At 55.7% G+C, this 23,723-nt stretch carries 21 protein-coding genes; 14 read left to right on the top strand and 7 right to left on the bottom strand.

The window, feature by feature from the left end:
• Nucleotides 1-374: 374 nt before the first annotated feature.
• The 3 genes from AC2FND_RS13850 to AC2FND_RS13840 all read left to right on the top strand — a co-directional run bounded on the left by AC2FND_RS13850 (nt 375) and on the right by AC2FND_RS13840 (nt 2,756).
• Nucleotides 375-899 (top strand): RNA polymerase sigma factor, encoded by a 525-nt coding sequence (locus AC2FND_RS13850; RefSeq protein ID WP_245220757.1) that lies wholly within the window; start codon nt 375-377, stop codon nt 897-899.
• Nucleotides 896-1,633, top strand: a complete 738-nt coding sequence (locus AC2FND_RS13845) for an anti-sigma factor (protein WP_496770340.1) — start codon at nt 896-898, stop codon at nt 1,631-1,633. The genes AC2FND_RS13850 and AC2FND_RS13845 overlap by 4 nt, the downstream gene beginning before the upstream one ends.
• A gap of 64 nt (nt 1,634-1,697) precedes the next feature.
• Nucleotides 1,698-2,756, top strand: coding sequence for a helix-turn-helix domain-containing protein (locus AC2FND_RS13840; protein ID WP_480507041.1), 1,059 nt, complete (start codon nt 1,698-1,700; stop codon nt 2,754-2,756).
• Nucleotides 2,757-2,786: 30 nt separating this feature from the next.
• Here AC2FND_RS13840 and AC2FND_RS13835 read toward each other — a convergent pair whose 3' ends face one another.
• The 5 genes from AC2FND_RS13835 to AC2FND_RS13815 all read right to left on the bottom strand — a co-directional run bounded on the left by AC2FND_RS13835 (nt 2,787) and on the right by AC2FND_RS13815 (nt 9,991).
• Nucleotides 2,787-4,091 (bottom strand): UDP-glucose dehydrogenase family protein, encoded by a 1,305-nt coding sequence (locus tag AC2FND_RS13835; protein WP_480507040.1) that lies wholly within the window; start codon nt 4,089-4,091, stop codon nt 2,787-2,789.
• A gap of 383 nt (nt 4,092-4,474) precedes the next feature.
• Nucleotides 4,475-5,539 carry a DUF2793 domain-containing protein gene (locus tag AC2FND_RS13830; RefSeq protein WP_496770341.1) on the bottom strand — a complete coding sequence of 355 codons (1,065 nt, stop codon included), beginning with the start codon at nt 5,537-5,539 and terminating at the stop codon, nt 4,475-4,477.
• A gap of 176 nt (nt 5,540-5,715) precedes the next feature.
• Nucleotides 5,716-7,155, bottom strand: a complete 1,440-nt coding sequence (locus AC2FND_RS13825) for a mannose-1-phosphate guanylyltransferase/mannose-6-phosphate isomerase (protein ID WP_496770339.1) — start codon at nt 7,153-7,155, stop codon at nt 5,716-5,718.
• Nucleotides 7,156-7,226: 71 nt separating this feature from the next.
• Nucleotides 7,227-8,120 (bottom strand): UTP--glucose-1-phosphate uridylyltransferase GalU, encoded by an 894-nt coding sequence (galU, locus tag AC2FND_RS13820; protein WP_209597390.1) that lies wholly within the window; start codon nt 8,118-8,120, stop codon nt 7,227-7,229.
• Between the two features lie 635 nt (nt 8,121-8,755).
• Entirely contained in the window at nt 8,756-9,991 is a 1,236-nt protein-coding gene (locus AC2FND_RS13815; RefSeq protein WP_496770338.1) for a lytic murein transglycosylase, read from the bottom strand.
• 186 nt (nt 9,992-10,177) lie between these two features.
• Between AC2FND_RS13815 and AC2FND_RS13810 the strand changes: the two genes are divergently transcribed.
• Genes AC2FND_RS13810 through AC2FND_RS13795 form a run of 4 tightly spaced genes read left to right on the top strand, consistent with a single transcriptional unit; the run spans nt 10,178 to nt 14,172 of the window.
• Entirely contained in the window at nt 10,178-11,137 is a 960-nt protein-coding gene (locus AC2FND_RS13810; RefSeq protein WP_496770337.1) for a cytochrome ubiquinol oxidase subunit II, read from the top strand.
• Nucleotides 11,134-13,224: a cbb3-type cytochrome c oxidase subunit I gene (locus AC2FND_RS13805; protein WP_496770336.1), complete on the top strand. Its 2,091-nt coding sequence runs from the start codon at nt 11,134-11,136 to the stop codon at nt 13,222-13,224. Before AC2FND_RS13810 ends, AC2FND_RS13805 begins: the two co-directional genes overlap by 4 nt.
• Nucleotides 13,221-13,853: a cytochrome c oxidase subunit 3 gene (locus AC2FND_RS13800; RefSeq protein ID WP_496770335.1), complete on the top strand. Its 633-nt coding sequence runs from the start codon at nt 13,221-13,223 to the stop codon at nt 13,851-13,853. Before AC2FND_RS13805 ends, AC2FND_RS13800 begins: the two co-directional genes overlap by 4 nt.
• Complete coding sequence (locus tag AC2FND_RS13795) at nt 13,846-14,172, top strand: cytochrome o ubiquinol oxidase subunit IV (protein ID WP_496770334.1); 327 nt, start codon at nt 13,846-13,848, stop codon at nt 14,170-14,172. Before AC2FND_RS13800 ends, AC2FND_RS13795 begins: the two co-directional genes overlap by 8 nt.
• 72 nt (nt 14,173-14,244) lie before the next feature.
• Here AC2FND_RS13795 and hutC read toward each other — a convergent pair whose 3' ends face one another.
• Entirely contained in the window at nt 14,245-14,946 is a 702-nt protein-coding gene (hutC, locus tag AC2FND_RS13790; protein ID WP_480483631.1) for a histidine utilization transcriptional repressor HutC, read from the bottom strand.
• 66 nt (nt 14,947-15,012) lie between these two features.
• Between hutC and AC2FND_RS13785 the strand changes: the two genes are divergently transcribed.
• On the top strand, nt 15,013-15,558 hold the full coding sequence (locus AC2FND_RS13785) for a HutD/Ves family protein (RefSeq protein ID WP_496770333.1): 546 nt from the start codon (nt 15,013-15,015) through the stop codon (nt 15,556-15,558).
• Here the strand turns inward: AC2FND_RS13785 and AC2FND_RS13780 are convergent.
• Nucleotides 15,555-16,919, bottom strand: a complete 1,365-nt coding sequence (locus tag AC2FND_RS13780; protein WP_480507030.1) for a formimidoylglutamate deiminase — start codon at nt 16,917-16,919, stop codon at nt 15,555-15,557. The two genes, AC2FND_RS13785 and AC2FND_RS13780, sit on opposite strands and share 4 nt — an antisense overlap.
• An 82-nt stretch (nt 16,920-17,001) precedes the next feature.
• Here AC2FND_RS13780 and hutI point away from each other — a divergent pair, with 82 nt between their 5' ends.
• The 6 genes from hutI to AC2FND_RS13750 all read left to right on the top strand — a co-directional run.
• Complete coding sequence (gene hutI / locus AC2FND_RS13775) at nt 17,002-18,210, top strand: imidazolonepropionase (RefSeq protein ID WP_480507029.1); 1,209 nt, start codon at nt 17,002-17,004, stop codon at nt 18,208-18,210.
• The gene (gene hutH, locus AC2FND_RS13770; RefSeq protein ID WP_496770332.1) at nt 18,207-19,745 is read left to right on the top strand and encodes a histidine ammonia-lyase; all 1,539 of its coding nucleotides are present in this window, start codon (nt 18,207-18,209) and stop codon (nt 19,743-19,745) included. The genes hutI and hutH overlap by 4 nt, the downstream gene beginning before the upstream one ends.
• The gene (gene hutG / locus AC2FND_RS13765) at nt 19,742-20,536 is read left to right on the top strand and encodes an N-formylglutamate deformylase (RefSeq protein ID WP_496770331.1); all 795 of its coding nucleotides are present in this window, start codon (nt 19,742-19,744) and stop codon (nt 20,534-20,536) included. The genes hutH and hutG overlap by 4 nt, the downstream gene beginning before the upstream one ends.
• Nucleotides 20,533-22,215 (top strand): urocanate hydratase, encoded by a 1,683-nt coding sequence (hutU, locus tag AC2FND_RS13760; RefSeq protein ID WP_496770329.1) that lies wholly within the window; start codon nt 20,533-20,535, stop codon nt 22,213-22,215. Before hutG ends, hutU begins: the two co-directional genes overlap by 4 nt.
• Before the next feature lie 142 nt (nt 22,216-22,357).
• Nucleotides 22,358-23,407, top strand: a complete 1,050-nt coding sequence (gene nadA, locus AC2FND_RS13755) for a quinolinate synthase NadA (protein WP_496770328.1) — start codon at nt 22,358-22,360, stop codon at nt 23,405-23,407.
• 6 nt (nt 23,408-23,413) lie between these two features.
• Nucleotides 23,414-23,723: FAD-binding protein (locus AC2FND_RS13750; RefSeq protein ID WP_496770326.1), on the top strand; the 310-nt coding region annotated here is incomplete at its 3' end.

Here is a 23,723-nt window from a genome sequence, read left to right as displayed (position 1 = left end):
AAGGACAGATGCAACCCTGCGGCACACCAACCCATCCCAACATCCAAACACGCTAAATAAGACCTCACACACAAACCCGCAACCAAAACCAAAAAACTAAACCAAGCATAAGCCAAAAATCGAAAAAGGCTGTGGCTCCTGTTCTTTCGAGCACCATGTCATTGGTCAAAACCAAAACAACTGTCGCAAAAGGCCGGCATCCAACACCCAACCGGTTGCTGAAATAGGCGCTGCAACAATTACAGACGCAAACGTGACTGTTTTGAACAGGAGTTTCGTTTCATTTCACGGCCAAATATGGCAATTCTGCCCTTGCGGGTCCGGTCCGCAATTTAGAAACACAAGCAGGTCGCGATCATTCGATGAGAGCTGAGATGACTTCTGAACAAGCCGTCCGCGATGCGGTTCAGACGCATTCGAAGCGTGTCTGGCGGTTTGCGCTGGCATTATCGGGTGCCTCGGATGTAGCCGATGATTTGTTACAGGCCACATGTTTGCGCGCGCTTGAACGACATCATCAGGTGACGTCGCACAACCGTCTGGACAGCTGGTTGATGACAATCTGCCGGTCGATTTGGCTGAACGAGCTGCGTTCGCGGTCGGTTCGGCGCGCGCAGGCGCTGTCGGTGACCCCCGAAGCGGATCTGGTTGCAACGGGACCGGACACGGAAACGAATATTTTTGCGGCTGAGGTGTTTACTCAAGTGATGCAGTTGCCAGAGGCACAGCGCGAAACGGTTATGCTCGTCTTCGTTGAGGGGTACAGTTACCGCGAAGCCGCCGCTTTGTTGGAGGTTCCAATTGGCACGATCATGAGCCGGCTTTCGAATGCCCGGCAGAAACTTAAAACTGTGATGCAGGTTGATGCAGCGGACACCGCGCGACGGAGTGGCAAATGACGTTTTCCGACGAGACGCTGTTAGCGTATCTGGAAGGCAGCCTGGATGAGGCTCAGACCCGCGCTATTGATGTTGCGGTTGAAGATGACGCTACGTTGGAACATCGTCTGATGGCGCTGGATCCGATTGCGCCTGTTGTTCGGGATGTTTTTGAGAACCTGCCCGCTGAAGCGCCGAAGGTGGACCTTCCGGAAAAAACGACGCGGCCCGCCAATAACGGGTTTCTGCGTCTTGTTGCGGTGGCTGCCAGCACGGCGTTTGCAGCCGTCGCCGTAACATTCTGGGCCACCCGGCCAGCAGACTTAAGCTGGGCCCAGCAGGCCGCGATCTATCAATCACTTTACGTGCCGGAAACGATTGCATCGCTGGACAGTTCAGAAGCGTCGCTGACCAAGCAATTTGCAATGGCCGAAGCCGAGCTGGGGCGATCGCTGAATAAGGAAATACTGGAAGCGTTGCCAGGGTTGGAGCTGAAGCGGGCGCAGGTTCTTTCATTCAAAGGCAAGCCCTTGATCCAAGTGGTTTTTGCCGATGATCAGGGTCGACCACTTGCCTTCTGTGTCATTCGCCAGGGACCGAATGCCCCAAGTACCGAAGTCCAACAAACGGTGTTGAGCGGTTTGGCAACTGCAAAGTGGGAGCAGGGCGGTTATGGATATATGCTGTTGGGCAGTTCCCCACAGACGGATTTAAGCGCCGAACTGGAAGTGTTGACCCGCACATTCTCGGGCTGATGGAAAAGCCTTGTGAACTGTTGCAAATGCCCGAAGAATGCCGGGTATGACGTCGAAGAAAACCATGCCCCTTCCAGAAGACGAGGTCGATGATCTTGGCCCAGCCAGCATCTATGATGGTGATCCGGCAGAAGAAGATGACCCTTGGTTTTTGCCCCCGGACCAGGACGTGGAGGAAGATTTCTTTTTGCCTGGTCCCCGATCGGATCAGCGCCCGTTATTCGATCCGCGCGATTGGTATTCGGCACAATCAGAATTGTCGGCAGAGCTTGCTGATCTTGCCCTGACCTTTGGCGCTCTGGATGAGCGGCTGCGTTCGGGGCCTGAGGGGTGGACGCATCGTTTGGCACTTATGGAAACGTCCGATCTGGGGTGGTGGACAGGGGATCGGGTCAGCGTGGACCGCCTGGCTTTGTGGACGGGTCTGAGGATCGGCGCGACCCACGATGACGTGCAGGCGCTGTTTCGGGCAGGTTGGGCCGTGCGCCGTCTGAGCTCAGGCGCGGGCCCTGCGACAGGCGGGTGGGAAAGCGGGTTGACCGCGTTTCTCGACCGTCTGGCTCAGGGGGCTGAAGCGACGCCCGAAGCGATCGTTGATCTGGCCGAAGTCATGCGGAATGCTGAAAGGCTGCACCCGGTGACACAATCGGCCATCGCGTTTCATGCATGGCGAGCGGTTTCGCAGGGGGTCGGACAAGACACCGAGGCGGCAATCATCGCAGCGCGGCACGCGGCTTCGATGGGGCGGGGTGGCGCAATGTTCATGCCTCTGGCGTTGTCTGGTCCGGGTGCGTTGCGCGGAACAGGTGGGCCGACGGAAAAGTTAGGGTCTTGGATACAGGGCGCCGGGCAAGCTGTTCTTGCGGCTTTGCTGCACCTCGACAGGATCAGTGTCTGGGAGGATAAGGCCCGCGACGCGACGCAGGATCTGAGCGGTCGCACCCCCCCGCGTCTGATTGATGCTCTGGCGGCGTGGCCGATGGTCTCGGCCCCACTTGCAGAAGAACTTACCAATTCTTCCCGCGCAGCGGTTCAGCGGAACTTTGACCTGTTCACCCGGAGAGGCCTGGTGCGCGAGGTCACCGGACAAGGCCGCTACCGGGTTTGGACAGCCGCACTATGATCCGTCAACTACTTGCGAGGACGGGTGCTTTCAGCGTCCAACGCCGACGTAGGTTTCAAACCCCGATTTCAGCGCTGTAGTTTTCGAGTAGATGTTGCGCAGGTCGACCATCCTGGCTGATTTCATTGACGCCGCAATTTCGGAAAGGTTCAGCGCGCGGAATTCATTCCATTCCGTCAGCAGCACAACAACATCCGCGCCCCGCGCAGCGACATACGGATCGTCGCACCATTCGACGCCAGGCAAAAGCGCCTCTCCTTCAGATTTTCCCTGTGGGTCAACAACGCGCACCTTTGCGCCTCCGCCTATCAGGGCGGGTACGATGGACAGTGATGGCGCGTCACGCATATCGTCCGTATTGGGTTTGAACGTGACACCCAGAACCGCCACGGTTTTGCCGTTGAAATGATCGTCACATGCGTCACGAATTTTCTCGATCATCCGTTTCTTGATTTCGTCATTCACGCGGATGACGGTCTCGGTGATCTGCATCGGATGCGCGTGGTCCTGCCCGATCCGGGCCAACGCGGCCGTGTCTTTTGGAAAACATGAACCACCGTAGCCAGGCCCTGCATGCAGGAATTTGTTGCCAATCCGCCCGTCAAGGCCAATGCCACGCGAGACTTCTTTAACATCCGCACCAACTTTTTCGCATAGCCCGGCGATTTCATTGATGAAGGTGATCTTGGTCGCCAAAAACGCGTTGGCGGCGTATTTTATCATCTCCGCGCTTTCCAGATCGGTGGTCAGGATCGGGAAGTCGCGCAGATACAGAGGGCGGTATATTTCTGCCATCACTTCGGCCGCGCGGTCATTTTCAACGCCGACCACGACGCGATCCGGGCGCATGAAATCGTCGATTGCCGCGCCTTCGCGAAGGAATTCAGGGTTCGAAGCCACGTCAAATTCGGCCTGGGGATTGGCGGCCTTGACTGTTTCCCACACATTCCTGTTTGTTCCGACGGGCACAGTCGATTTTGTGACGATAACGGTATACCCGGTGACAGCCTGAGCGATTTCTTCCGCCGCTGCCATCACATAAGTCAGATCCGCATGGCCGTCTCCACGCCGGGTTGGCGTTCCGACAGCAATAAAGACAGCGTCCGCGCCGTCCACTGCGGCTGCAAGGTCGGTTGTGAAGCTCAGGCGGCCAGCCGCGACGTTTCGCGCCATCAGCACGTCAAGACCCGGTTCATAAATAGGCACCTGTCCGGCTTTGAGCATATCGATTTTCTGCTCAGCCTTATCAACGCAAATCACATCATGACCGAAGTCCGAAAAACACACGCCGGACACAAGGCCCACATACCCGGTGCCGATCATTGCAATGCGCATCTGCCAAATCCTTTTTTACCAATTACTATCAACGGCGCGGGCACAATCGAAGAATCCAGCGCCGGTTTCAATGATTTACAGGTATGGCTGCTAAGTTCCCATGTTTTCTTGTTGTTTTTGAGGCAATAAGTGCAGGAACAGAGTTTTTTCAATCCGTCGTGCTGCGCAGAACCTGTTGAATCACGGTCATTGTCAGCTGAAACGATACAATTCTGGGCATGGATTGTTGGTAAAACAGCCATCAGGCGTGTGGTGTTGCGCTGCCTGCTTTTTCGCCCGGAGTACGGCGCCTTCGGTGGGTCCAATGGAATCGGCGAATGCTAAAGAAATGGGGCGACTACACAAAAAAACCGCCCGAACCACAGTTCAGGCGGCAGCTGCACTCAGAACCAGCGCCCTATGGCGATGACACTTGGTGAAAAAGCCGCTGTATCCGAAGTTGCGGAGAGAGCTTTGCACGAGGCTTGAGTGTTTCCGGGCCCATCAAACCCGATGAAACGATTATTAGCTCCAGCGCTGCCACTAACGCTGGGCGCAGAGGAAAACGGCGCTGGGTAGTCCCATGTTATTGCAGCGCTTGCGAATAATGCGCCTTCAGCGGTCGTGCAAGCGACAGGCAACAACGCGGCGGTGCAGATCAGGGTTCCATCGGCAAAACGCGTAAAATCGCCATTGGCATTACTTCCGCGCTCTATAACCGCACCGGTTGGTGTACCGCCAACTTCCGATACCGCCCCCAGAAGGTTGCCCGGCCCATAGCCGTAGTCTGCACGCATAAGTCGACCCGGAGTGGTATCCGTCGCATCGCCTTGGACAGCTGCACCAGCCGCTGTTCCGGTCGCGGGGTCAAAAGTCAAAGCTTCGGTCCAGGATCCTCCGTCTGGGGACACTTTGATTGAAAACCTCGTACTTCCGGATAACCCCATTTCAGCGTGGCCGGTCCAGTTCGACTGAAACACCAGCGAAGCCATATCGCTGGCACCCGCCTTGTTGATCTTCAGCTGATGCCCGCCGCCCTCATGGCTCAGAAGCGAGGCTGGGCTTCGGATAGACAAGCGATTCGTAAGGTCTGAGCTTGTTGCCACCCCAATACCGTCCAGGTTCTGTGTATTGACGGGCAAGGGTAGCCAATCAGACCCATTCCAGAATTTCAGTTCACCAGTGGTCTCGTCCCAGGCGCGCCAGCCCGCATACGGGGTCAAGAAATGCCAGGCGTTGTCCAGCCATGCGGCAAGCTCTCCTGCATGTCCGGCCCAGTCCCCAGTGGGGGTGACGCCCAGAGCATAGACATCGCCCTGCTCGGGGACTACGGGCGGAGTGCTGGCATTGGTCGTTCGCACTGTCAGCTGCACGACCAGATCAAGCTGCCGCAGTGCTTCATTGTGAGTAACGTGTTTTTGAGCCTGCGAAGGTTGTAGAAAAGGCAGGCGCAATCTGGGTGAGGTCATTGACACGGGGGGGTCCTCCTGTGGCTGTCGGTCCGGAAGTCGGTTGCGCGCCACCCTGCCGTAAGGCGCGTCAATCCCGTCTGACCTGGCCGACCGCACAGGAAATAATCTGTTAACCTAAGTATCTCCGGGGACAAGCCGACCCGAGTATGGCCTATGGAGAACTATGTCGCCGCTTAGTCCCGGGCATAAATGTCTTCATATCGAATGATGTCATCTTCGCCTAAATAGGTGCCGGTCTGCACTTCGATCAAAACCATGGGCACTTTGCCAGGGTTCTCCATCCGGTGCACGGCACCCAGCGGGATATAGACGGACTGATTTTCGCTAACCAACCGTTCCTGATCATCGATTGTGACCTTGGCGGTGCCCTCAACCACAATCCAATGCTCGGACCGATGGTGATGGGACTGCAGGCTGAGCGAAGCGCCAGGATGTACATGGATTCGTTTGACCTGAAATCTGTCACCGATCACGAGGCTCTCAAACCAGCCCCAGGGGCGGTGATCGACCGGAAGCGTATCTGCCTGTTTGGCCCCTTTTGCCTTTAAGGCAGCGACAGCCTGCTTGACCTCCTGGGCTTTGTCCATGGTAGCAACCAGCACAGCATCCGGCATCGCAACTGCGATAATGTTCTCAAGCCCCATTGCCACCACTTCCTGAGCCGGCGATTCTGATCGTATCAGAACGTTGCGGCAGTCGATTGTGGTTACTTCCCCATTTGTCGCGATGCCGTTTTCATCAGGGTTTGACAATTCTTGAACAGCCGTCCAACTGCCAACATCCGACCAACCAGCGGAATACGGAACCACGCTGAGGTTGGGAGCTTTTTCCATGACCGCATAGTCAATCGAGATGTCATCGACGTCAGCCCAAGCCGAAGGATCCAATCTAAGGAACCCCAAATCTGTCTTTGCGTTGTCGACGGCCTTTTGGACAGGTGCAACAAGGGTGTTTGCGAATTTTTTATATGCGGCAACGATGTCACGTGCCGCAAACAGGAAGATGCCGGAATTCCACAGGTAACTGCCATCTTTCACCATCGCCTGCGCCGCATCCAGATCCGGTTTTTCCGCGAAACGATCCAGGCGAACTGCACCTCCGGACACGTCTGGGGCGTCGTTCAGCTTTAAGTAGCCATACCCGGTTTCGGGCCGAGTGGGCGTGATGCCAAATGTCACCAGATCGCCTCGTTCGGCAATTGCGCGCGTGCCTTCGGCGACGGCCTGATGAAAAGCCGCCTTGTTTGGAAGCACATGATCGGAAGGTGCAACCAGCATGATGGCATCCGGATCACGTGAGGCAAGGTAGAGCGCCGCCGCCAGTACGGCAGGGGCCGTGTTGCGCCCTTCAGGCTCAATCAGGATTGGACCGGGGTCGATCCCCACGGTGGTTAACTGTTCAGGGACAATAAATCGAAAGGCTTCGTTGGTGAGAACCATTGGTTTGGCATAGGGTGCATGAGAGGGTCCCAACATCCGGTCAGCACAATCTTGCAAAAGACTGGTTTTGCCGACAAGTGGAACGAATTGCTTGGGATAGCTTTTGCGCGACAGGGGCCACAAACGCGTTCCTGAACCACCACACAGGATGACTGGATAGACCGTACTGTTCATACACGTGCCCCTGAATTGCTGATGACCAACGATATTGTTCAATTATTTTTGTAGACTGAAAGATCCCGTGGCTACTGGGCCGCTTTTCCAGTTGCCACAATGTCATTCAGATATTGGCTCAGGTCATCACGCAGGTCGTCACGGGCAAGGGCAAAGGAAACGGTCGCTTGCAGAAAACCGGATTTTGAGCCGCAGTCGAAACGCTGCCCGTCGAACTTGTATCCAAAAACAGGCACACCGGATGCGATATCCTCGGCGATTGCATCAGTCAGTTGGATTTCACCACCACTTCCGGTTTTCATTGCGTTCAGGTTGTTCAACACGGAAGGTCGGAGAATATAACGACCGATAACTGCCAGATTGGATGGCGCTTTCGACGGCTCAGGCTTTTCAACCATACCCTTGGCTGGAATGACCGGGCCAATACTGTCGACAACATCCAGCACGCCGTACGAACTTGTCTTTTCTGGTGGAACTTCCATCGTTGCCACCATGTTGCCGCCTGTTTCTTCATAGGCTTCAACCATTTGTTGCAAACATGGTTTATCTGCAGCAATCACATCGTCAGGCAGCATTACGGCAAAAGGTTCATCGCCTATCAAACGGCGCGCGCACCATACGGCGTGGCCCAACCCCAAGGCTTTGTGTTGGCGGATATAGGCTATCGCGCCGCTTTCCATATTGGTCTTGTTCAGGATATCGAGAAGCTTGTTTTTACCTTTGGCCATTAGCTCCTGTTCGAGGACGAGGTTATGGTCAAAGTAATCTTCAAGCGCGGATTTCCCGCGAGACGTCACAAAGATGAACTCTTTGATCCCAGCGGCGCGGGCTTCGTCGATTGCATATTGCACCAGCGGGCGATCCACCAACGTCATGATCTCTTTCGGAACGGATTTGGTTGCCGGCAAAAACCGGGTTCCCATTCCCGCCACTGGAAAAACTGCTTTGGTGACTTTACGTGTCATGGTGCCTCTCAAAACAAAACTTGGCCGGAAAAGCAAAAAACATCCGGAATGTCCTCTTAGTCTTCAAAACCGTGTCAATCAATCATGCCCGGTGTGCCGACTGTAATTGACCAACTCGTGCCATCTCGGTCCAGATGAGTCAAAAGCCGACTCTATTGTTTCCTGTATACAAGGCCTGAACCACAGTTCCCAGAGACCCTTCCGTTACAACTCTGTGCTAAAAATCTGGCGACGATTTATCGATCACGGAAAGTTGATGCGTTTGGAGCAGCGTCAGTTGACTTAAAAAGTTCCCGGACGGAGTCCCGCGTACCTTACATTGGGTGGGCATATCGCCTTGTTATGACGAGAAGTTTTGGGCTGCGCGGTCAAAAAAGAACTCAGTTGGCAAGGACTGTGCATTTGAAATTAACACGGCTCGCTTAGTCGCAAGCGGCGTGTCTGAATGGCACACGCAACCCGTCGGCAAAAATCCGAGCTTCATGGAAACACATGGTCTGACGCATCAAGTTAGTTTTCGATTGAGCAACAATATGATCGTAACCGCAAAGATTGATGTTAATGACGGTCTGTTGCGACCGGCGGTAAGACGCTCAGGCAAGTTACCAGAGACCGTTTAGTGCTTGCTTGGTGCCTTATCGGGCCAGTTTTGTTTTCATCGAGATTTCAGGAAAACAGGTCGGTGCAAGACCAGTCTCTTCCTGCCATCTGCCTATTGATCGGCGGGTTTTGAAACCTGGCAAACCGTCAACGCCCCCGACATCGTACCCCAAGCTTTCCAGCGCGCCCTGCATCTTTGCGATGTCAGAACGGTACAAGCCACCGACCTTGCCCCATTGTCCTTTAAAATCGCCGCTTCCAAATTGGATTCTGTCACCGACATGGCCCACGAACAAAGCGTACAGATCGCTTTTGTTGTATTCCTTAAGAACGTAAAAATTCGGAGTGACAAGAAAAGCAGGACCAAATCGTCCAGCCGGCATCATCAGGTAACCTGCACCCTTCAGCTCGTGAGCTGGATAAGGTTTACCCGAGACCCGGTTTATGCCCATCGCTTCCCATTGCTGGATTGACCGCCCCTGATCAGGTCCTTCCAATGCACATGATACGGTTGCTGGCACAGACACTTCGAAGCCCCAGTCACGCCCGGCGACCCAGCCGTGCTGTTTCAGGTAGTTGCCAATCGATGTGATTGTATCATCGGATGACCCCCAGATATCGAACTGTCCATCGCCGTTGCCATCTGCGGCGTATGCCAAATAGCTAGATGGCATGAATTGGGGTTGTCCTAACGCGCCTGCCCAACTGCTTTTCATTTGCCGGGCTGGCAGGGGCCCTGCTTCCGCGATTTGCAGAGCTGCGATAAGCTCGGTCGTGAAGTAGTCCGCGCGTGTGCTCATGAATGCCTTGGTCGACAGAACCCTGAACGCATCATGGCGGATTGGCACCTGCCCATAACCGCTTTCTCTGCCCCAGATTGCCAGAATGATACGAGCAGGAACACCTGTATTGTTTTCGACTTTCGCAAGAATCGCAGAGTGTTGCTTCGCCATCCTGCGCCCGACAGACGTTGCACCCTGAATTGACCCCGGATTGAAATACCGGCTGGGCGCACCAAATTCGGCTTGTTTTTGCGCCTTGGGGGTTTTGTGTTTTTGTCCGGGCGGAACAAGGTCAGGCAGGTCCCAGTTCAGAGTAACACCGGAAAACGCCTGTTGCAGTGTGTTGCGCGAAACACCTTTGGCCTGCGCCTGTGGCCAGATCGTCTCCGTCAACCACGACTGAAACTGGCGTTCAATTGCTGCACGATCCTGTGCCAGTGTGGTCTGGGACAGAAGGATCAATCCTAAAGTGAACAGCAAAGTACGCATTGACGATTTATCTGTCCCGACTGGCCTTGCAAGTCAACGGGAAGATGCCGCGCGACCCGTCGCCGTTTACACCCAAAGTTGAAAGAAAGTTGAGGATGGCAATCCCCGGTTCGGAATAACTCTTGAGAAAATTCACCCACTTGCCGATAGTTGGATGGGATCGAGATGAGGAGAGGACAGTCAGCTGTGGCACAAGTCGTTTCGTCCAATCCATCCTTGCTCAGGCTTGCCGCTGTGTTCCTGTTGATCGCTTCGGTGCAACCAGCTTTGGCCAGCGACAGCTTTTTGGACCCGCAAGGCCCGATAGCGGCAGTTCAGAAAACGCATTTGCTTCGGGCGACCGCATTGATCCTGCTGGCCGTTATCCCGGTTTTGGTGCTGGTCCCTGTAATAGCATTTCGGTATCGCCGCCGAAGCAACCGCATTGCGCCTTACGCACCGGATTGGGATTTCTCGGCCAAGCTGGAATTTGTCATGTGGGGCGTACCTGTCATAATCGTGGCCCTGCTGTCTTTTTATCTTTGGAAGGCGACGCATCGGCTTGACCCGTATTCGGCACAGTTTGGTGAAGACCCGGCGCTGCGGGTTCAGGTTGTCGGTCTGGATTGGAAATGGCTGTTTCTGTACCCCGATCTCAGGATCGCCACTGTGGGAGAGTTCGGAATTCCGACAAAGCGGCAAGTTGCATTGACGTTGACAACCGATACCGTGATGCAGTCGTTTATAATACCTGCGCTGGCTGGACAGATTTATGCGATGCCGGGCATGACCACCCAGTTACATCTTGTCGCGGATGCGCCGGAAGTGATGCAAGGTGAAAACACTCAGTACAACGGACGGGGCTTTACCAAGCAGAAGTTCCGCACCATCGCAATGAGTGGTGAGGATTTCGACACTTGGGTCGAAGAAGTGCGTAACAACAGCATCCAACTCGATGCGGCAACTTATCGGAAACTGGCCATGCGGACCGACAGGGATGAGGTTCAGTCCGCTTTGGGAACATCTCGGATGCCGGATGATGCGCTCTACTTCACAATAGAAGACGACCTGTTCCGGAATATCCTGAGCCGTTACCACAGCGGTCAGCCGCTGCCCATCGATCTACAGCCTGGAACTGCATCATTTGGGCAGGAGGCGCAAAAATGACACCGACCGAGACAGGTTTCTTCGGGCGCCTGAATTGGGATGCTTTTCCGATTGCCGGGTTGATCCAGAACCCAAATACAAATGAGATCGTGGCCAATACAGCCGCAGCTGTTGTGATTTTTGGCGTTGTGGTTGTCGTAGGATTGTTGAGCTGGTTTCGTCTGTGGACACCCCTGTGGCGCGATTGGCTGACTAGCGTCGATCACAAGAAGATCGGTATCATGTATATCGTCTTTGCCATCGTGATGCTGGCACGCGGAGTCCTTGAAGGCGTTGTCATGCGCGCGCAGCAGGCGTCCGGGCCCGGCAACGGCTTCCTCGAAGCGGAACATTTTGCCGAACTTTTCAGCACCCACGGCACAATCATGGTCTTCTTTGTTGCCGTTCCCTTTGTCTTTGGTGTTGCGAATTACATTGTCCCGCTGATGATCGGCGCGCGTGATGTGGCGTTCCCGCGACTAAACCAGATCAGTCTGGGTCTTACGGTTTCAGCAGGCATGATGCTGATGGTGTCGCTGGTGGTTGGAGAGTTTTCGACCGGCGGCTGGACAGCCTATCCACCGTATACCGGCGCGGCGTTCAATCCCGGCGTTGGGCCGGATTACTGGATCTGGGCCATCGTAGTTTCGGGCATTGGCACCTCGCTGACCGGTATCAATTTTGCCGTTACGATCTACAAGTTGCGCGCTCCGGGCATGACGTTCATGCGGCTGCCCATGTATTGCTGGACAATCATTTGCAGTTCGATCTTGATCGTCTTTGCCATGCCGCCTTTGGGTGTCGCCGCGCTGATGCTTGCCGCTGATCGCTATCTTGATTTCCACTTTTTCACGAACGACCTCGGTGGCAACATGATGAACTATGCCAATCTGTTTTGGCTGTTCGGCCACCCCGAGGTTTACCTACTGGTTTTGCCTGCTTATGGCATCTATTCCGAGGTGTTTGCGACCTTCTCGGCCAAACGGCTTTATGGCTACAACTCGCTTGTTATTGCGACCATGTCGATCGCAGTGTTGTCGTTCACGGTCTGGCTGCACCACTTTTTTACCATGGGTCAAAGCGCGCTGATCAACGCGGTGTTTGGCATTGCGACCATGTTGATTGCCATCCCAACCGGCGTGAAAGTCTATGACTGGATGGCGACGTTGTGGCGGGGGCGCATTCGGTTCTCGGTGCCGATGCTCTATGGGCTGTCATTTTTGATGCTGTTTGCCATCGGTGGGCTGAGCGGCGTGATCCTGGCAAACCCAACCGTAGATTACCAGGTTCACAATACGCTGTTTTTGGTGGCTCACTTCCACAACGCGTTATTGCCTGGCGTGTTGTTCGGATTGTTGGCGGCATACAATTACTGGTTCCCCAAGGCCTTTGGATTCCGACTGAACGAATTCTGGGGCCGGGTTTCTGTCTTTTGCTGGACCGGGGGTTTTTTGCTGACATTCATGCCGCTCTATTTCGTCGGGCTGTTGGGCATGCCACGCCGCTCTTTCAGCTATAGCGATCCGTCTTTCCACCCTTTCATGATCGTGGCCATCATCGGAGCGATAGTTATTACCTGTGGATTGTTCTCGGTCCTGATCCAGCTATGGGTCAGCATTCGTGACCGCGACCAAACCCGCGTTCCTGTTGGGGATCCCTGGGATGGTCGCACATTGGAATGGTCTATCCCTTCACCGCCTCCGGCTTACAACTTTGCGATCATCCCCAAGGTTACGGATCGGGATGAATTCACGGCACAGAAGGCAAAAGGAACGGCCTATCCAACACCAGACGCTTATGAAGATATCGAACTGCCCCGAAACACGGGAATTGGCTTTGTCCTGTGTGTTCTCAGCGGCATATGGATGTTTGCGCTGGTCTGGTGGATCTGGTGGCTTGCAGCGATAATGACGGTTTTGATGATCCTTGCGGTGATCATCTGGACATTCGATGACAGTACAGAACTCACCATCCCCGCGGAAGAGGTGCGAAGGGATTACGAAGCCTGGCTGGCGTTGGTCCACAGTGAAGCCGCAGTTGATCGCGACTTTGAAACTTCTCCGGAAAACCGCGGCCTTGCCCGCCCGGATCTGGAGGTGGCGACATGAAGCGCGCGCCGACACACAGCTATCCCGGTATCAATCTAGGGGAACATCACGCCAGCGCCCACAAGGCGGCCGAGGTTGTCACCTTTGGGTTCTGGGTCTTCTTGATGAGCGATCTGGTCTATTTCGGCCTGATGTTTGCGATTTACATAACGATGATCGATGCGCAGGCAGGTGGCCCCGGCCCGCACGAGCTGTTTGATCTGAAAAGTGTCTTTGCGCAAACCCTGATACTGCTGACCAGCAGCCTGACAGTCGGTCTTGCGATGCTGGCGCTGAAGTACAATCTGCCGCGCGGTCGCATTGTCTTATGGTTTGGCGTCACGCTTGTTCTGGGCCTTAGTTTTCTGGTGCTGGAAGTGCGTGACTTCATGGCCATGGCGGAAGAAGGTGGCATTCCGCAGCGCAGCGGTTTTCTGTCAGCCTTTTTTGGGTTGGTCCCGCTTCATGGTCTGCACGTTGCGACTGGATGCCTTTGGCTGATCGTTTTGGGTATCCAGCTGCGCGTCAAGGGCATGACGGATGTGGTTATCTCGCGCGTTGTGCGGCTGGCGTTGTTCTGGCATTTTCTCGATCTGATCTGGATTGGGATCATTACCATCGTGTATTTCGGAGGTCTGACCTATGGATAAGCGCTCTGAAATGCATCGTCGCGAGCGTCGGCGCTATGTGATCGGGTACGGTGGCTCGCTGTTGCTGACCTTGGCAATGTTTGGCGTGGCACAGGTTTATGGGATTGAAACGGTTGGTGTTTACCTGACCATCGGGTTGCTTGGATTGGCACAGCTTGTGCTGCAGCTTGTCTACTTCCTGCATATCGACCGTCGGCGCAGCAGCCGTGAAGATCTGCACCTAGTTCTGTTTTCGACACTGGTTCTGATGATAATGATCCTTGGCACCGTCTGGGTTCTTGGCAATTTGGCCACCCGAATGCACATGCACATGATGTAGTGCCTATTTGAGACAAGCGGAGTAGCGGGTCGAGATTTGGCTTTCGGCAGGACCACCAATAGCGGAAAAGCCTCAGTACGTAGTCCGCATTTGATAACCCTGATGAAAGGTCATTCGTACGAAAGTGACTGGGGTATTGCGAAACCACGTTGTCCGCTCCAACTGGAACAAAGGTGTTCCGGGCGGAACAGAAAGAAAGTCCTGAAGCGGACCGGTTGCCGGAACAGCTGAGAATGCAATTTCCGCGTTCGAAAAAGGAACCTCGGCCAGCAACCATTCGTTTGGACCGGTGGTCAGAAAGTCTTCATCCATGACGTGCGGTACCGCGGCTGTATTGATCCATCGTTCCTCGTACTGGAAGGGGCGATTGTCTGCATGGTGCATACAGCGCAAATGCAGAATTTGCGTACCCTCGGGCAGCCCGAGTTTGGCTTGTAGCCATGCCGGGCAATCAATAAGTGTACGGCTGACCAACGCATACCGGTATTCTGCATTCATATCTTCAATGGTTTGACGGACTACCGCAATCGGCAATCTGGCCTGTTTGACCGGTGTTGTAACCACACGTGTGCCGCCTTTGCGTTTGCGTGTTACAATGCCCTGATCAGAAAGTTCACGCAGAGCTCGATTGACAGTCGCGCGGGCGCAGCCGAACTCGGCGGCAAGCTCCAGTTCGGTGGGCAGCAGGCTGCCTTGCGGCCAAATTCTGGTCTGGATGCGATTTAGAACTTCATCGCGGATATCCTGGAAGCCGACGTTTTTTTGCTCGTTCACATTGTGCTCACTATATTTTCGAACTTATTCATATTATGTCTAGGTTAACGGTGAGATGCAAAGAATTTGACCCAGAACCTTATCAGATTGCAGGATTGTGCGGTTACGCTATGGGCCAATGGTGGCGGGGTAACAACCGAACTTGCCGCGAAGCGGGTCGGTAAACATGTCGTCTGGCGTATCAGTGTGGCCCGGATCGATCAGGATGGGCCATTTTCCCGATTTCCGGGGATGTCGCGCGTACACACGATCATCGAAGGGACCGGGCTTGATTTGCTCGGTGATAGTGGTGTTTTACCAGCGCGGCCATTCCTGCCGGTTTCGTTCGACGGGGCGCTCGCGCTGAATGCGCGGCTGTTGGGCGGGCCGTGTCGTGCATTCAATGTGATCTACGATTCAAAGGTCGTTGTTGTGGTGAACGTTTTTGCAAATGATCAGGAATTTGAAGCGACAGCGGGCGAGTTTGTCTTTGTCGCCTCGGGAATGGCCCACATGTCAGACAACACGCCGCTGGTTGCCGGAGACGCAATGACGCTGAACGCCGCTGTTACGGTCAGTCCTGCTGCAGGCGCTAAGATCCTTCGCGTGTGTTTCAATAAGATCCCTAGCTAAAGCTCAGCCAGAAGCTCACTTATTGCCCCTTTGTAGTTACGCGTGACCTTGTCCCGCAGGACGTGATGTCCGTTTTGAACCTGGTGTCTGCCTGCGGACCAAAGATCAGTTACGACATTATCTTTGGCGGCAAAGACTAGACCATCCAGCAGTTGGTGAGGTTGTAGTGCGCAAAGGGCAGGGGCCTGATTGTCGATGGCGACGAGATCGGCCAGCATTCCTTTGGTAATTTGCCCCGCGTTGCGGCCTAGCGCCTGCGCACCGCCAATAGCTGCGCCGCGATAAAGGGTTTGTCCGGCAGAGCCTTCGCCAATCACCAGCACGTTACGTGACAGGTCGCGCAGTCGTTGCGAGTATTCGAGTGTGCGGAGCTCTTCGGTCATGGAAATCAACACGTTGGAGTCCGATCCCACGCCAAAAGCGCCGCCTGCATTCAGATAGACAGGGCCGTTGAAAGGCCCGTCGCCCAGGTTGGCTTCTGTCACCGGGCACAGACCGGCAACCGCTTTGCTGCGGGCCATTGCGCAAGTCTCTTCGTCGGTCATATGGGTTGCGTGGATCAGGCACCAGTTGGACTCAACCGGGGCATTATCCAGCAGCCATTCGACCGGACGCGCGCCAAGGCCAGCCTGCACTTCCTCAACCTCTCTGGGTTGTTCGGCAATGTGAATATGGATTGGACCGGAACTTTGTGATGCCACCACCTGCGCCAGATCGCGCGGACAGGTGGCGCGTAGGGAATGTGGCGCGATGCCGACGCGACAGTCGTCAGGAAGATTGCCGAGCGCACCCCGCGCCTGCGCGACAAGTTCGCAAAAACGGTCCACATCATTGCCAAAGCGTCGCTGCCCCGCCTCCAGTGGTTTTTCCCCAACTCCTGCATAGCTGTAGAGCACGGGCAGATGGGTCAGGCCAATTCCGGTCTCAGCAGCAGCGGCCATGATCCGGTCGCTGAGTTCGCAAAGCCTGTCATAGGGTTGCCCGTTCGGTTGGTGGTGCAGATAATGGAATTCCCCAACCGAGGCGTACCCGGCCTCCTGCATCTCGACATAGACTTGCGCAGCGATGGCCTGAATGTGTTCGGGGTTCAGGCGGGCTGTGAAGCGATACATCAGATCACGCCAAGTCCAGAAACTGTCACGGCCAGCCTGCCGATATTCGGTCATTCCCGCCATGGCACGCTGAAAGGCATGGCTGTGAAGGTTGGCCAAAGCGGGCAGTAGAGTGTCAACGCAGGTGTCGCCGAATTGCGCGACCGCGTCGGGTGTCAGACGGGCAATACGACCATTTTTGATCTCGAGTCGTAGATTCTCTGCCCAGCCGGCTGCCAGATAGGCCCGTTTTGCAAAAATGACCGTCATCCCTACCTCCGGTTTTATGAATAGACATATGACATAAAGACCTGTACCAGAAAAGAGAGAATTGCACCGAAGAGGGATTCGAATGCAAACCCACGATCAACTGTTCACAGATCTGCACGCTGCCACCATGGTTGGTGCGAATGCATACGGATTGATCGAAGATGCTGAGATTGCCGTGCGTGGGGGCCAGATTGCATGGGTCGGTCCGAAGACGCAGTTGCCGGAAGAATACGCGACGTTCTCTCAAACCTCGCTGGACGGGCGGCTGGTGACGCCGGCTCTGATCGATTGCCATACCCATGTAGTGCATGGCGGCCACCGCGCGGCTGAGTTTGAGATGCGCCTTAACGGTGCCAGCTATGAAGAGGTGGCCCGCGCGGGCGGAGGTATTGTTTCGACCGTGAAAGCCACGCGTGCGGCCAGTAAAGAGGATTTGATTGCGCAGGCCCTGCCGCGCGTGGACGCGATGATCGCCGAAGGGGTTTCGGTGATCGAGGTCAAATCGGGCTATGGGCTTGATCGTGAAACTGAGCTGACCATGCTGCGCACCGCGCGGGCCTTGCAGGAAAGCCGCCCGGTGCGCATTGTAACCAGCTTTCTGGGCGCTCATGCTGTGCCCGCCGAGTACAAAGACCGGCCCGAGGCTTATATCGACGAAGTCTGCATTCCGACCCTCCGCGCGGCTCATGCCGAGGGTTTGGTTGACGCAGTGGACGCCTTTTGCGAAGGGATTGCCTTCCTGCCCGACCAACTGGTGCCACTGTTTGACGTTGCCAAGGAACTAGGACTGCCGGTCAAACTGCATGCTGAACAACTGTCCAACCTGGGTGGTGCGAAACTTGCCGCACGCTATGGCGCGCTTTCTGCCGACCACATTGAGTATCTGGACGAAAGCGGTGTCAAAGCCATGGAAGCGGCAGGCACGGTGGCTGTGATTCTGCCCGGGGCTTTCTATACCCTGCGCGAGACACAACAACCGCCAATTGATCTGTTGCGCAAGTACGATGTGTCAATGGCCCTTGCGACCGACTGCAATCCGGGCTCGGCTCCGATGACGTCGCTTCTGCTTGCGATGAACATGGGGTGCACCTTGTTTCGAATGACACCCGAGGAAGCGTTGAAAGGTGTCACCGTGAATGCCGCGCGTGCCCTGGGCCTGAGAGACTGCGGTAGTATCGTTCAGGGCCTGCGGGCGGATCTGGCTGTCTGGAATGTCACTCACCCGGCCGAGCTTGCCTACCGCATCGGTTTTTATCCGCTTCACGCCCGCATATTCGGAGGTGCATTTTGACCACTCTGACGTTAACTCCCGGCGCTGTGTCTCTGGCGCATCTGGAACAGGTTTTTCGCCAAGAATGCGCCGTTCGACTGAACCCGGATTGCAGGTCTGCCATAGCTGCGGCGCACGCTTGCATCGTTGAGGCGGCGACTGGCGAAGCCGCCGTTTACGGGGTCAATACGGGTTTTGGAAAACTGGCAAGCGTCAAGATCGCGGCCGAGGATACCGCGACGCTGCAGCGCAACCTGATCCTGTCCCATTGCTGTGGCGTCGGACCAGCGATCCCGCGTGCAGTTGCGCGGCTCATGATGGTGCTCAAACTGCTCAGCCTCGGACGTGGCGCGTCGGGTGTGCGGTTGGAACTGATTGACCTGCTGGAAGCGATGCTTGCCGCAGGCGTGACACCGGTGATCCCGGCACAAGGGTCTGTTGGCGCTTCGGGTGATTTGGCACCGCTTTCGCACATGGCAGCCGTCATGATGGGCGAGGGCGAGGCTGAGTTTGGCGGTACCGTTATGTCTGGCGGCGATGCACTGACAGCGGCAGGTTTGACCCCGGTCGAACTTGGTCCCAAAGAAGGTCTGGCGCTGATCAACGGTACTCAGTTTTCAACGGCATATGCGCTGGCGGGGCTTTTCGGCGCTTGGCGGGCGGCGCAAAGCGCCTTGGTCATCTCAGCCCTGACAACTGATGCGATCATGGGGTCTACCGCACCTTTGCAACCCGAAATCCACGCCTTGCGTGGTCACCGGGGCCAGATCGAAGCGGGCGCAACCATGCGCGCGCTACTGGCTGGGTCCGTCATTCGCGAAAGCCACCGGGACGGTGATACGCGGGTTCAGGACCCGTACTGCATCCGCTGCCAACCACAGGTTGTTGGTGCCGCGATGGATGTGCTGCGTCAGGCTTCAGTGACGCTAGAAACCGAGGCTAACGCCGCCACCGATAACCCTCTGGTTCTGGCCGATGCCGGGTTGATCGTATCAGGCGGAAACTTTCATGCAGAACCGGTCGGGTTTGCCGCCGACATGATTGCTTTGGCAGTGGCCGAGATCGGGGCGATTGCGCAGCGGCGTATCGCGCTGATCGTCGATCCGGTGCTCAGCTTTGATTTGCCTCCGTTTTTGACACCCAACCCCGGTTTGAACTCTGGCCTGATGATTGCCGAAGTCACGACAGCCGCACTGATGAGCGAAAACAAGCATCTGGCCAATCCTTGCGTCACGGATTCAACACCGACTTCGGCCAATCAGGAAGATCACGTGTCAATGGCCGCCCATGGCGCGCGGCGGCTGGGGCAAATGGTGACCAATCTGGAACGTATCCTGGGGGTCGAGTTGCTGTGCGCAACGCAAGGGGTTGAATATCGCGCGCCGCTGCCAACCAGTGAAAGCCTTCAAGGTGTCATGGCGCGTCTGCGTGCTGTTGTACCGGCGTTGGAAGATGACAGGTACATGGCAAATGACATCGAAGCAGCCTCGGCCCTTATTGCAAGCGGTGAGATTTCCGATGGCGCCGGTGTCGCCATGCCGGAGCTTGGCGCATGACTGATCCAGTCGAAGTAGTTCAGGGCGATAGTCCAATTGTTTTGGGGCTGCCTCACACGGGCACCTATGTGCCTGCGGCGATTGATGCCAAACTGAACGCACGGGGTCGGGCGCTGGCAGATACGGATTGGCACATCCACATGCTGTACGACGGGCTTTTGCCCGGTGCTACCACGGTCCGGGCCACTTTTCATCGCTATGTGATCGACGCCAACCGTGACCCAGGCGGTACTTCCCTTTACCCTGGACAGAACACGACGACCCTGGTGCCGCTGACGGATTTCGACGGGCAGGACATCTGGGACATCCCTCCAACTGAAAAAGATATCATTGAACGGCGTGACGCATTTCATGCGCCATATCACGCCGCTTTGCTGGCCGAACTGGAGAGGGTGAAGGCGATCCACGGAATCGCTGTGCTGTATGATTGCCACTCAATCCGCAGCCGCATTCCCTTTCTGTTCGATGGCGTTTTGCCCGACATGAACATTGGTACAAATAACGGGATGACCTGCGCATCGGAAATCGAAACAATTGCACATGAGTTCGCCGCTTCATCCCCTTACAGCACCGTTTTGAACGGGCGCTTCAAAGGCGGGTGGACGACACGCCACTACGGACGCCCGGATAACGGTATACACGCGATCCAGATGGAGCTGGCGCAGTCGACCTACCTGACCACAGAAACACCACCTTGGACTTTTGACACCGCCAAAGCCAACCGTCTCCGGCGTTGGTTGAAAGATATTATAGACGTCCTCAACGACACAGCATTGGAGCTTGCCCGATGACCGATCCTCGCAAAAACACCCGTGACATCTTTCCGCCCACCGGACCTGAACTGAACGCCAAAAGCTGGATGACCGAAGCGCCGTTGCGGATGATGATGAATAACCTGCATCCTGACGTGGCCGAAAACCCGCATGAACTGGTGGTCTATGGCGGGATTGGCCGCGCGGCGCGGACGTGGAAGGATTTTGACACCATCGTTGCCAGCCTGAAGGATCTGGAAGAGGATGAAACGCTGGTGGTGCAGTCCGGAAAGCCGATTGCCATTGTCCGCACCCATAGCGATGCACCCCGCGTATTGATCGCAAACTCGAACCTTGTGCCGCACTGGGCCAATTGGGACCACTTCAACGAGCTCGATAAGAAAGGTCTGATGATGTACGGCCAGATGACTGCCGGCTCGTGGATTTATATTGGCACACAGGGCATCGTGCAGGGCACTTATGAAACTTTTGCCGAGGCCGGGCGTCAGCACTATGGCGGTGACCTGTCAGGTAAGTGGATCCTGACCGGGGGACTGGGTGGAATGGGCGGCGCGCAGCCTCTGGCCGCTGTCTTTGCAGGGGCTTGTTGTCTGGCCGTGGAATGCAACCCGGACAGCATCGACTTTCGGTTGCGTACAAAATACCTGGACGAAAAAGCCGAGACGCTGGACGAGGCCCTGGCAATGATTGATCGCTGGACCAAGGCGGGCGAAGCGAAATCCGTTGGTCTGTTGGGAAATGCCGCTGAAATCTTCCCGGAAATTTACGCTCGGATGCAAGCTGGCGGGATGCGCCCCGATATTGTTACGGATCAGACCAGTGCCCACGATCCGGTAAATGGCTACCTGCCGCTTGGTTGGACCATGGCGCAGTGGAAAGACAAGCGCGAAAGTGACCCAAAGGCGGTCGAAAAGGCTGCACGTGCTTCGATGAAGCAGCACGTCGCTGCAATGGTGGACTTCTGGAACGCGGGCGTGCCGACGTTAGATTACGGTAACAACATCCGACAGGTGGCGCAGGATGAAGGGTTGGAGAACGCTTTTGCCTTCCCCGGCTTCGTGCCCGCCTATATTCGCCCGCTGTTTTGTCGGGGTATCGGACCCTTCCGCTGGTGCGCGTTGTCCGGCGACCCTGAAGATATCTACAAGACTGACGCCAAGATGAAGGAACTGTTCCCCGACAATACCCATCTGCACAACTGGTTGGACATGGCGCAGGAGCGTATTGAATTTCAGGGCTTGCCGGCGCGGATTTGTTGGATTGGGCTAGGAGATCGCCACAAGGCTGGGCTGGCGTTCAACGAGATGGTTAGAAACGGCGAATTGAAAGCTCCGGTCGTCATCGGTCGAGACCATCTCGACAGTGGTTCTGTCGCTTCCCCCAACCGCGAGACCGAGGCGATGAGGGACGGTTCGGACGCTGTTTCGGACTGGCCGCTGCTAAATGCGCTTGTCAATACGGCCTCGGGTGCAACGTGGGTTTCGCTGCATCATGGCGGCGGGGTTGGTATGGGCTTCAGCCAGCATGCAGGCGTCGTAATCTGCGCAGACGGAACCGATGCCGCCGCCAAGCGGCTGGAACGGGTGCTCTGGAATGATCCCGCGTCAGGTGTCTGGCGTCATGCGGATGCCGGGTACGAGGATGCAAAAGCCTGCGCTCGTGAACATGGTCTGCGATTGCCGGGCATTTTGGGCTGATTACCACGCGAACCTTTGTTTTGTCGGTTTGCCTTAGCGCTAACGTCACATTTTCCGGTTTCGAACCGGTACTGTTTCCGCTAGGGCTAAGCCGTTCAACAGCCCCGAGGGGTTGAAGGCAACTGACAAAGGTGGCTACCCGTTGCTCGATATTGCACATGTCCGCTCGGTGATTTCGGACGTTTATGACCTTGCTCCATCGGCCACTCTGGCCAATGAGATGAAAGACACGTTTGCCCGCATGGATCGTGTGGTCAGCCCACCAGATTGGGCAATCTACGCGCCATACGTGCGGGCCATCAATACGCTCAAGAAAGAGCGTAACGCAGTGATCCTTGGGCACAATTACATGACACCCGAGATTTTTCATGGCGTGTCCGATTTCGTTGGAGACAGTTTACAGCTTGCGATCAAGGCCAGTGAGGTCGAAGAAGATGTGATCGTTCAGGCCGGTGTTCATTTCATGGCCGAGACATCGAAAATCCTCAGCCCTCAGAAGACTGTTCTGATGCCCGACATGGAAGCCGGTTGTTCATTGGCAGAATCGATCACCGCTGAGGGAATCGACGAAATGCGTGCCAAATACCCCGGCGCGCCGGTTGTGTCCTATGTAAACACCACTGCCGAGGTTAAAGCAGCCTCGGATATCTGCTGCACCTCTTCGAACGCACTTCAGATCGTGAACGCCATGGAAAGTGATACGGTCATCATGACACCGGATCAGTATCTGGCGCAGAATGTTGCCAATCAAAGCCACAAGAATGTGGTGTATTGGCCTGGCTCTTGCATCGTGCACGAACAATACACGGCACAGGACCTGCGCGACTTCCGAGAATGGAACCCGGGAACACGGCTGATTGCGCATCCTGAATGCCCGCCGGATGTGGTGGCCGAGGCAGACTATTCCGGCTCGACCAGCGGCATCATCAAATACGTGCATGATGAAAAGCCGAAAAAGGCGATGCTGATCACCGAGTGTTCGATGGCATCCAACATTGCCGATGAATTGCCCGAGGTCGAATTTGTCGGGCCATGCAACATGTGCCCGTATATGAAGAAGATCACGCTTGAAAAAATCCTCTACGCCCTGCACACGATGGAAGGGCAGGTCGAGGTAGCCGAAGATGTGGCTGAAAAGGCGCGCAAATCCGTACAGGCGATGATCGATCTGTCCCGCACGCTCGGCATTTGATCTGAAATGACCAAAGTCACCACGGATCGCGTTATTATTGTGGGGGCTGGCATTGGTGCGCTTTATGCAGCACTAAAGCTCGCGCCGCGGGCAGTGGTTGTGATTTCACCGGATGTTTTGGGTGAAGGTGCTAGTTCCTCTTGGGCACAAGGCGGTGTGGCCGCAGCAATGGATTTGTCTGACAGCCCGGAAAGCCACAGCCTGGACACCGTCAAGGCTGGCGCGGGCATAGTCGTTCCGGCTGTTGCTGATCTGGTCACACGCGAGGCGCGGCAATATATCTTCGACCTGACGACATTGGGCACGCCATTCGATC

The sequence above is a fragment of the Ruegeria sp. BHSB056 genome (assembly GCF_059613305.1).
This window is presented reverse-complemented; position numbering and strand designations above follow the sequence as displayed.

Excerpts from the sequence above, each read along its gene's own strand:
- AC2FND_RS13780 (WP_480507030.1), bottom strand. The coding sequence starts at position 16,919 with ATGACGGTCATTTTTGCAAAACGGGCCTATCTGGCAGCCGGCTGGGCA.
- AC2FND_RS13850 (WP_245220757.1), top strand. The coding sequence starts at position 375 with ATGACTTCTGAACAAGCCGTCCGCGATGCGGTTCAGACGCATTCGAAG.
- AC2FND_RS13825 (WP_496770339.1), bottom strand. The coding sequence starts at position 7,155 with ATGAACAGTACGGTCTATCCAGTCATCCTGTGTGGTGGTTCAGGAACG.
- hutI (WP_480507029.1), top strand. The coding sequence starts at position 17,002 with ATGCAAACCCACGATCAACTGTTCACAGATCTGCACGCTGCCACCATG.
- AC2FND_RS13800 (WP_496770335.1), top strand. The coding sequence starts at position 13,221 with ATGAAGCGCGCGCCGACACACAGCTATCCCGGTATCAATCTAGGGGAA.
- AC2FND_RS13795 (WP_496770334.1), top strand. The coding sequence starts at position 13,846 with ATGGATAAGCGCTCTGAAATGCATCGTCGCGAGCGTCGGCGCTATGTG.
- AC2FND_RS13835 (WP_480507040.1), bottom strand. The coding sequence starts at position 4,091 with ATGCGCATTGCAATGATCGGCACCGGGTATGTGGGCCTTGTGTCCGGC.
- hutU (WP_496770329.1), top strand. The coding sequence starts at position 20,533 with ATGACCGATCCTCGCAAAAACACCCGTGACATCTTTCCGCCCACCGGA.
- AC2FND_RS13840 (WP_480507041.1), top strand. The coding sequence starts at position 1,698 with ATGCCCCTTCCAGAAGACGAGGTCGATGATCTTGGCCCAGCCAGCATC.
- hutG (WP_496770331.1), top strand. The coding sequence starts at position 19,742 with ATGACTGATCCAGTCGAAGTAGTTCAGGGCGATAGTCCAATTGTTTTG.
- AC2FND_RS13845 (WP_496770340.1), top strand. The coding sequence starts at position 896 with ATGACGTTTTCCGACGAGACGCTGTTAGCGTATCTGGAAGGCAGCCTG.
- AC2FND_RS13805 (WP_496770336.1), top strand. The coding sequence starts at position 11,134 with ATGACACCGACCGAGACAGGTTTCTTCGGGCGCCTGAATTGGGATGCT.
- AC2FND_RS13815 (WP_496770338.1), bottom strand. The coding sequence starts at position 9,991 with ATGCGTACTTTGCTGTTCACTTTAGGATTGATCCTTCTGTCCCAGACC.
- AC2FND_RS13830 (WP_496770341.1), bottom strand. The coding sequence starts at position 5,539 with ATGACCTCACCCAGATTGCGCCTGCCTTTTCTACAACCTTCGCAGGCT.
- galU (WP_209597390.1), bottom strand. The coding sequence starts at position 8,120 with ATGACACGTAAAGTCACCAAAGCAGTTTTTCCAGTGGCGGGAATGGGA.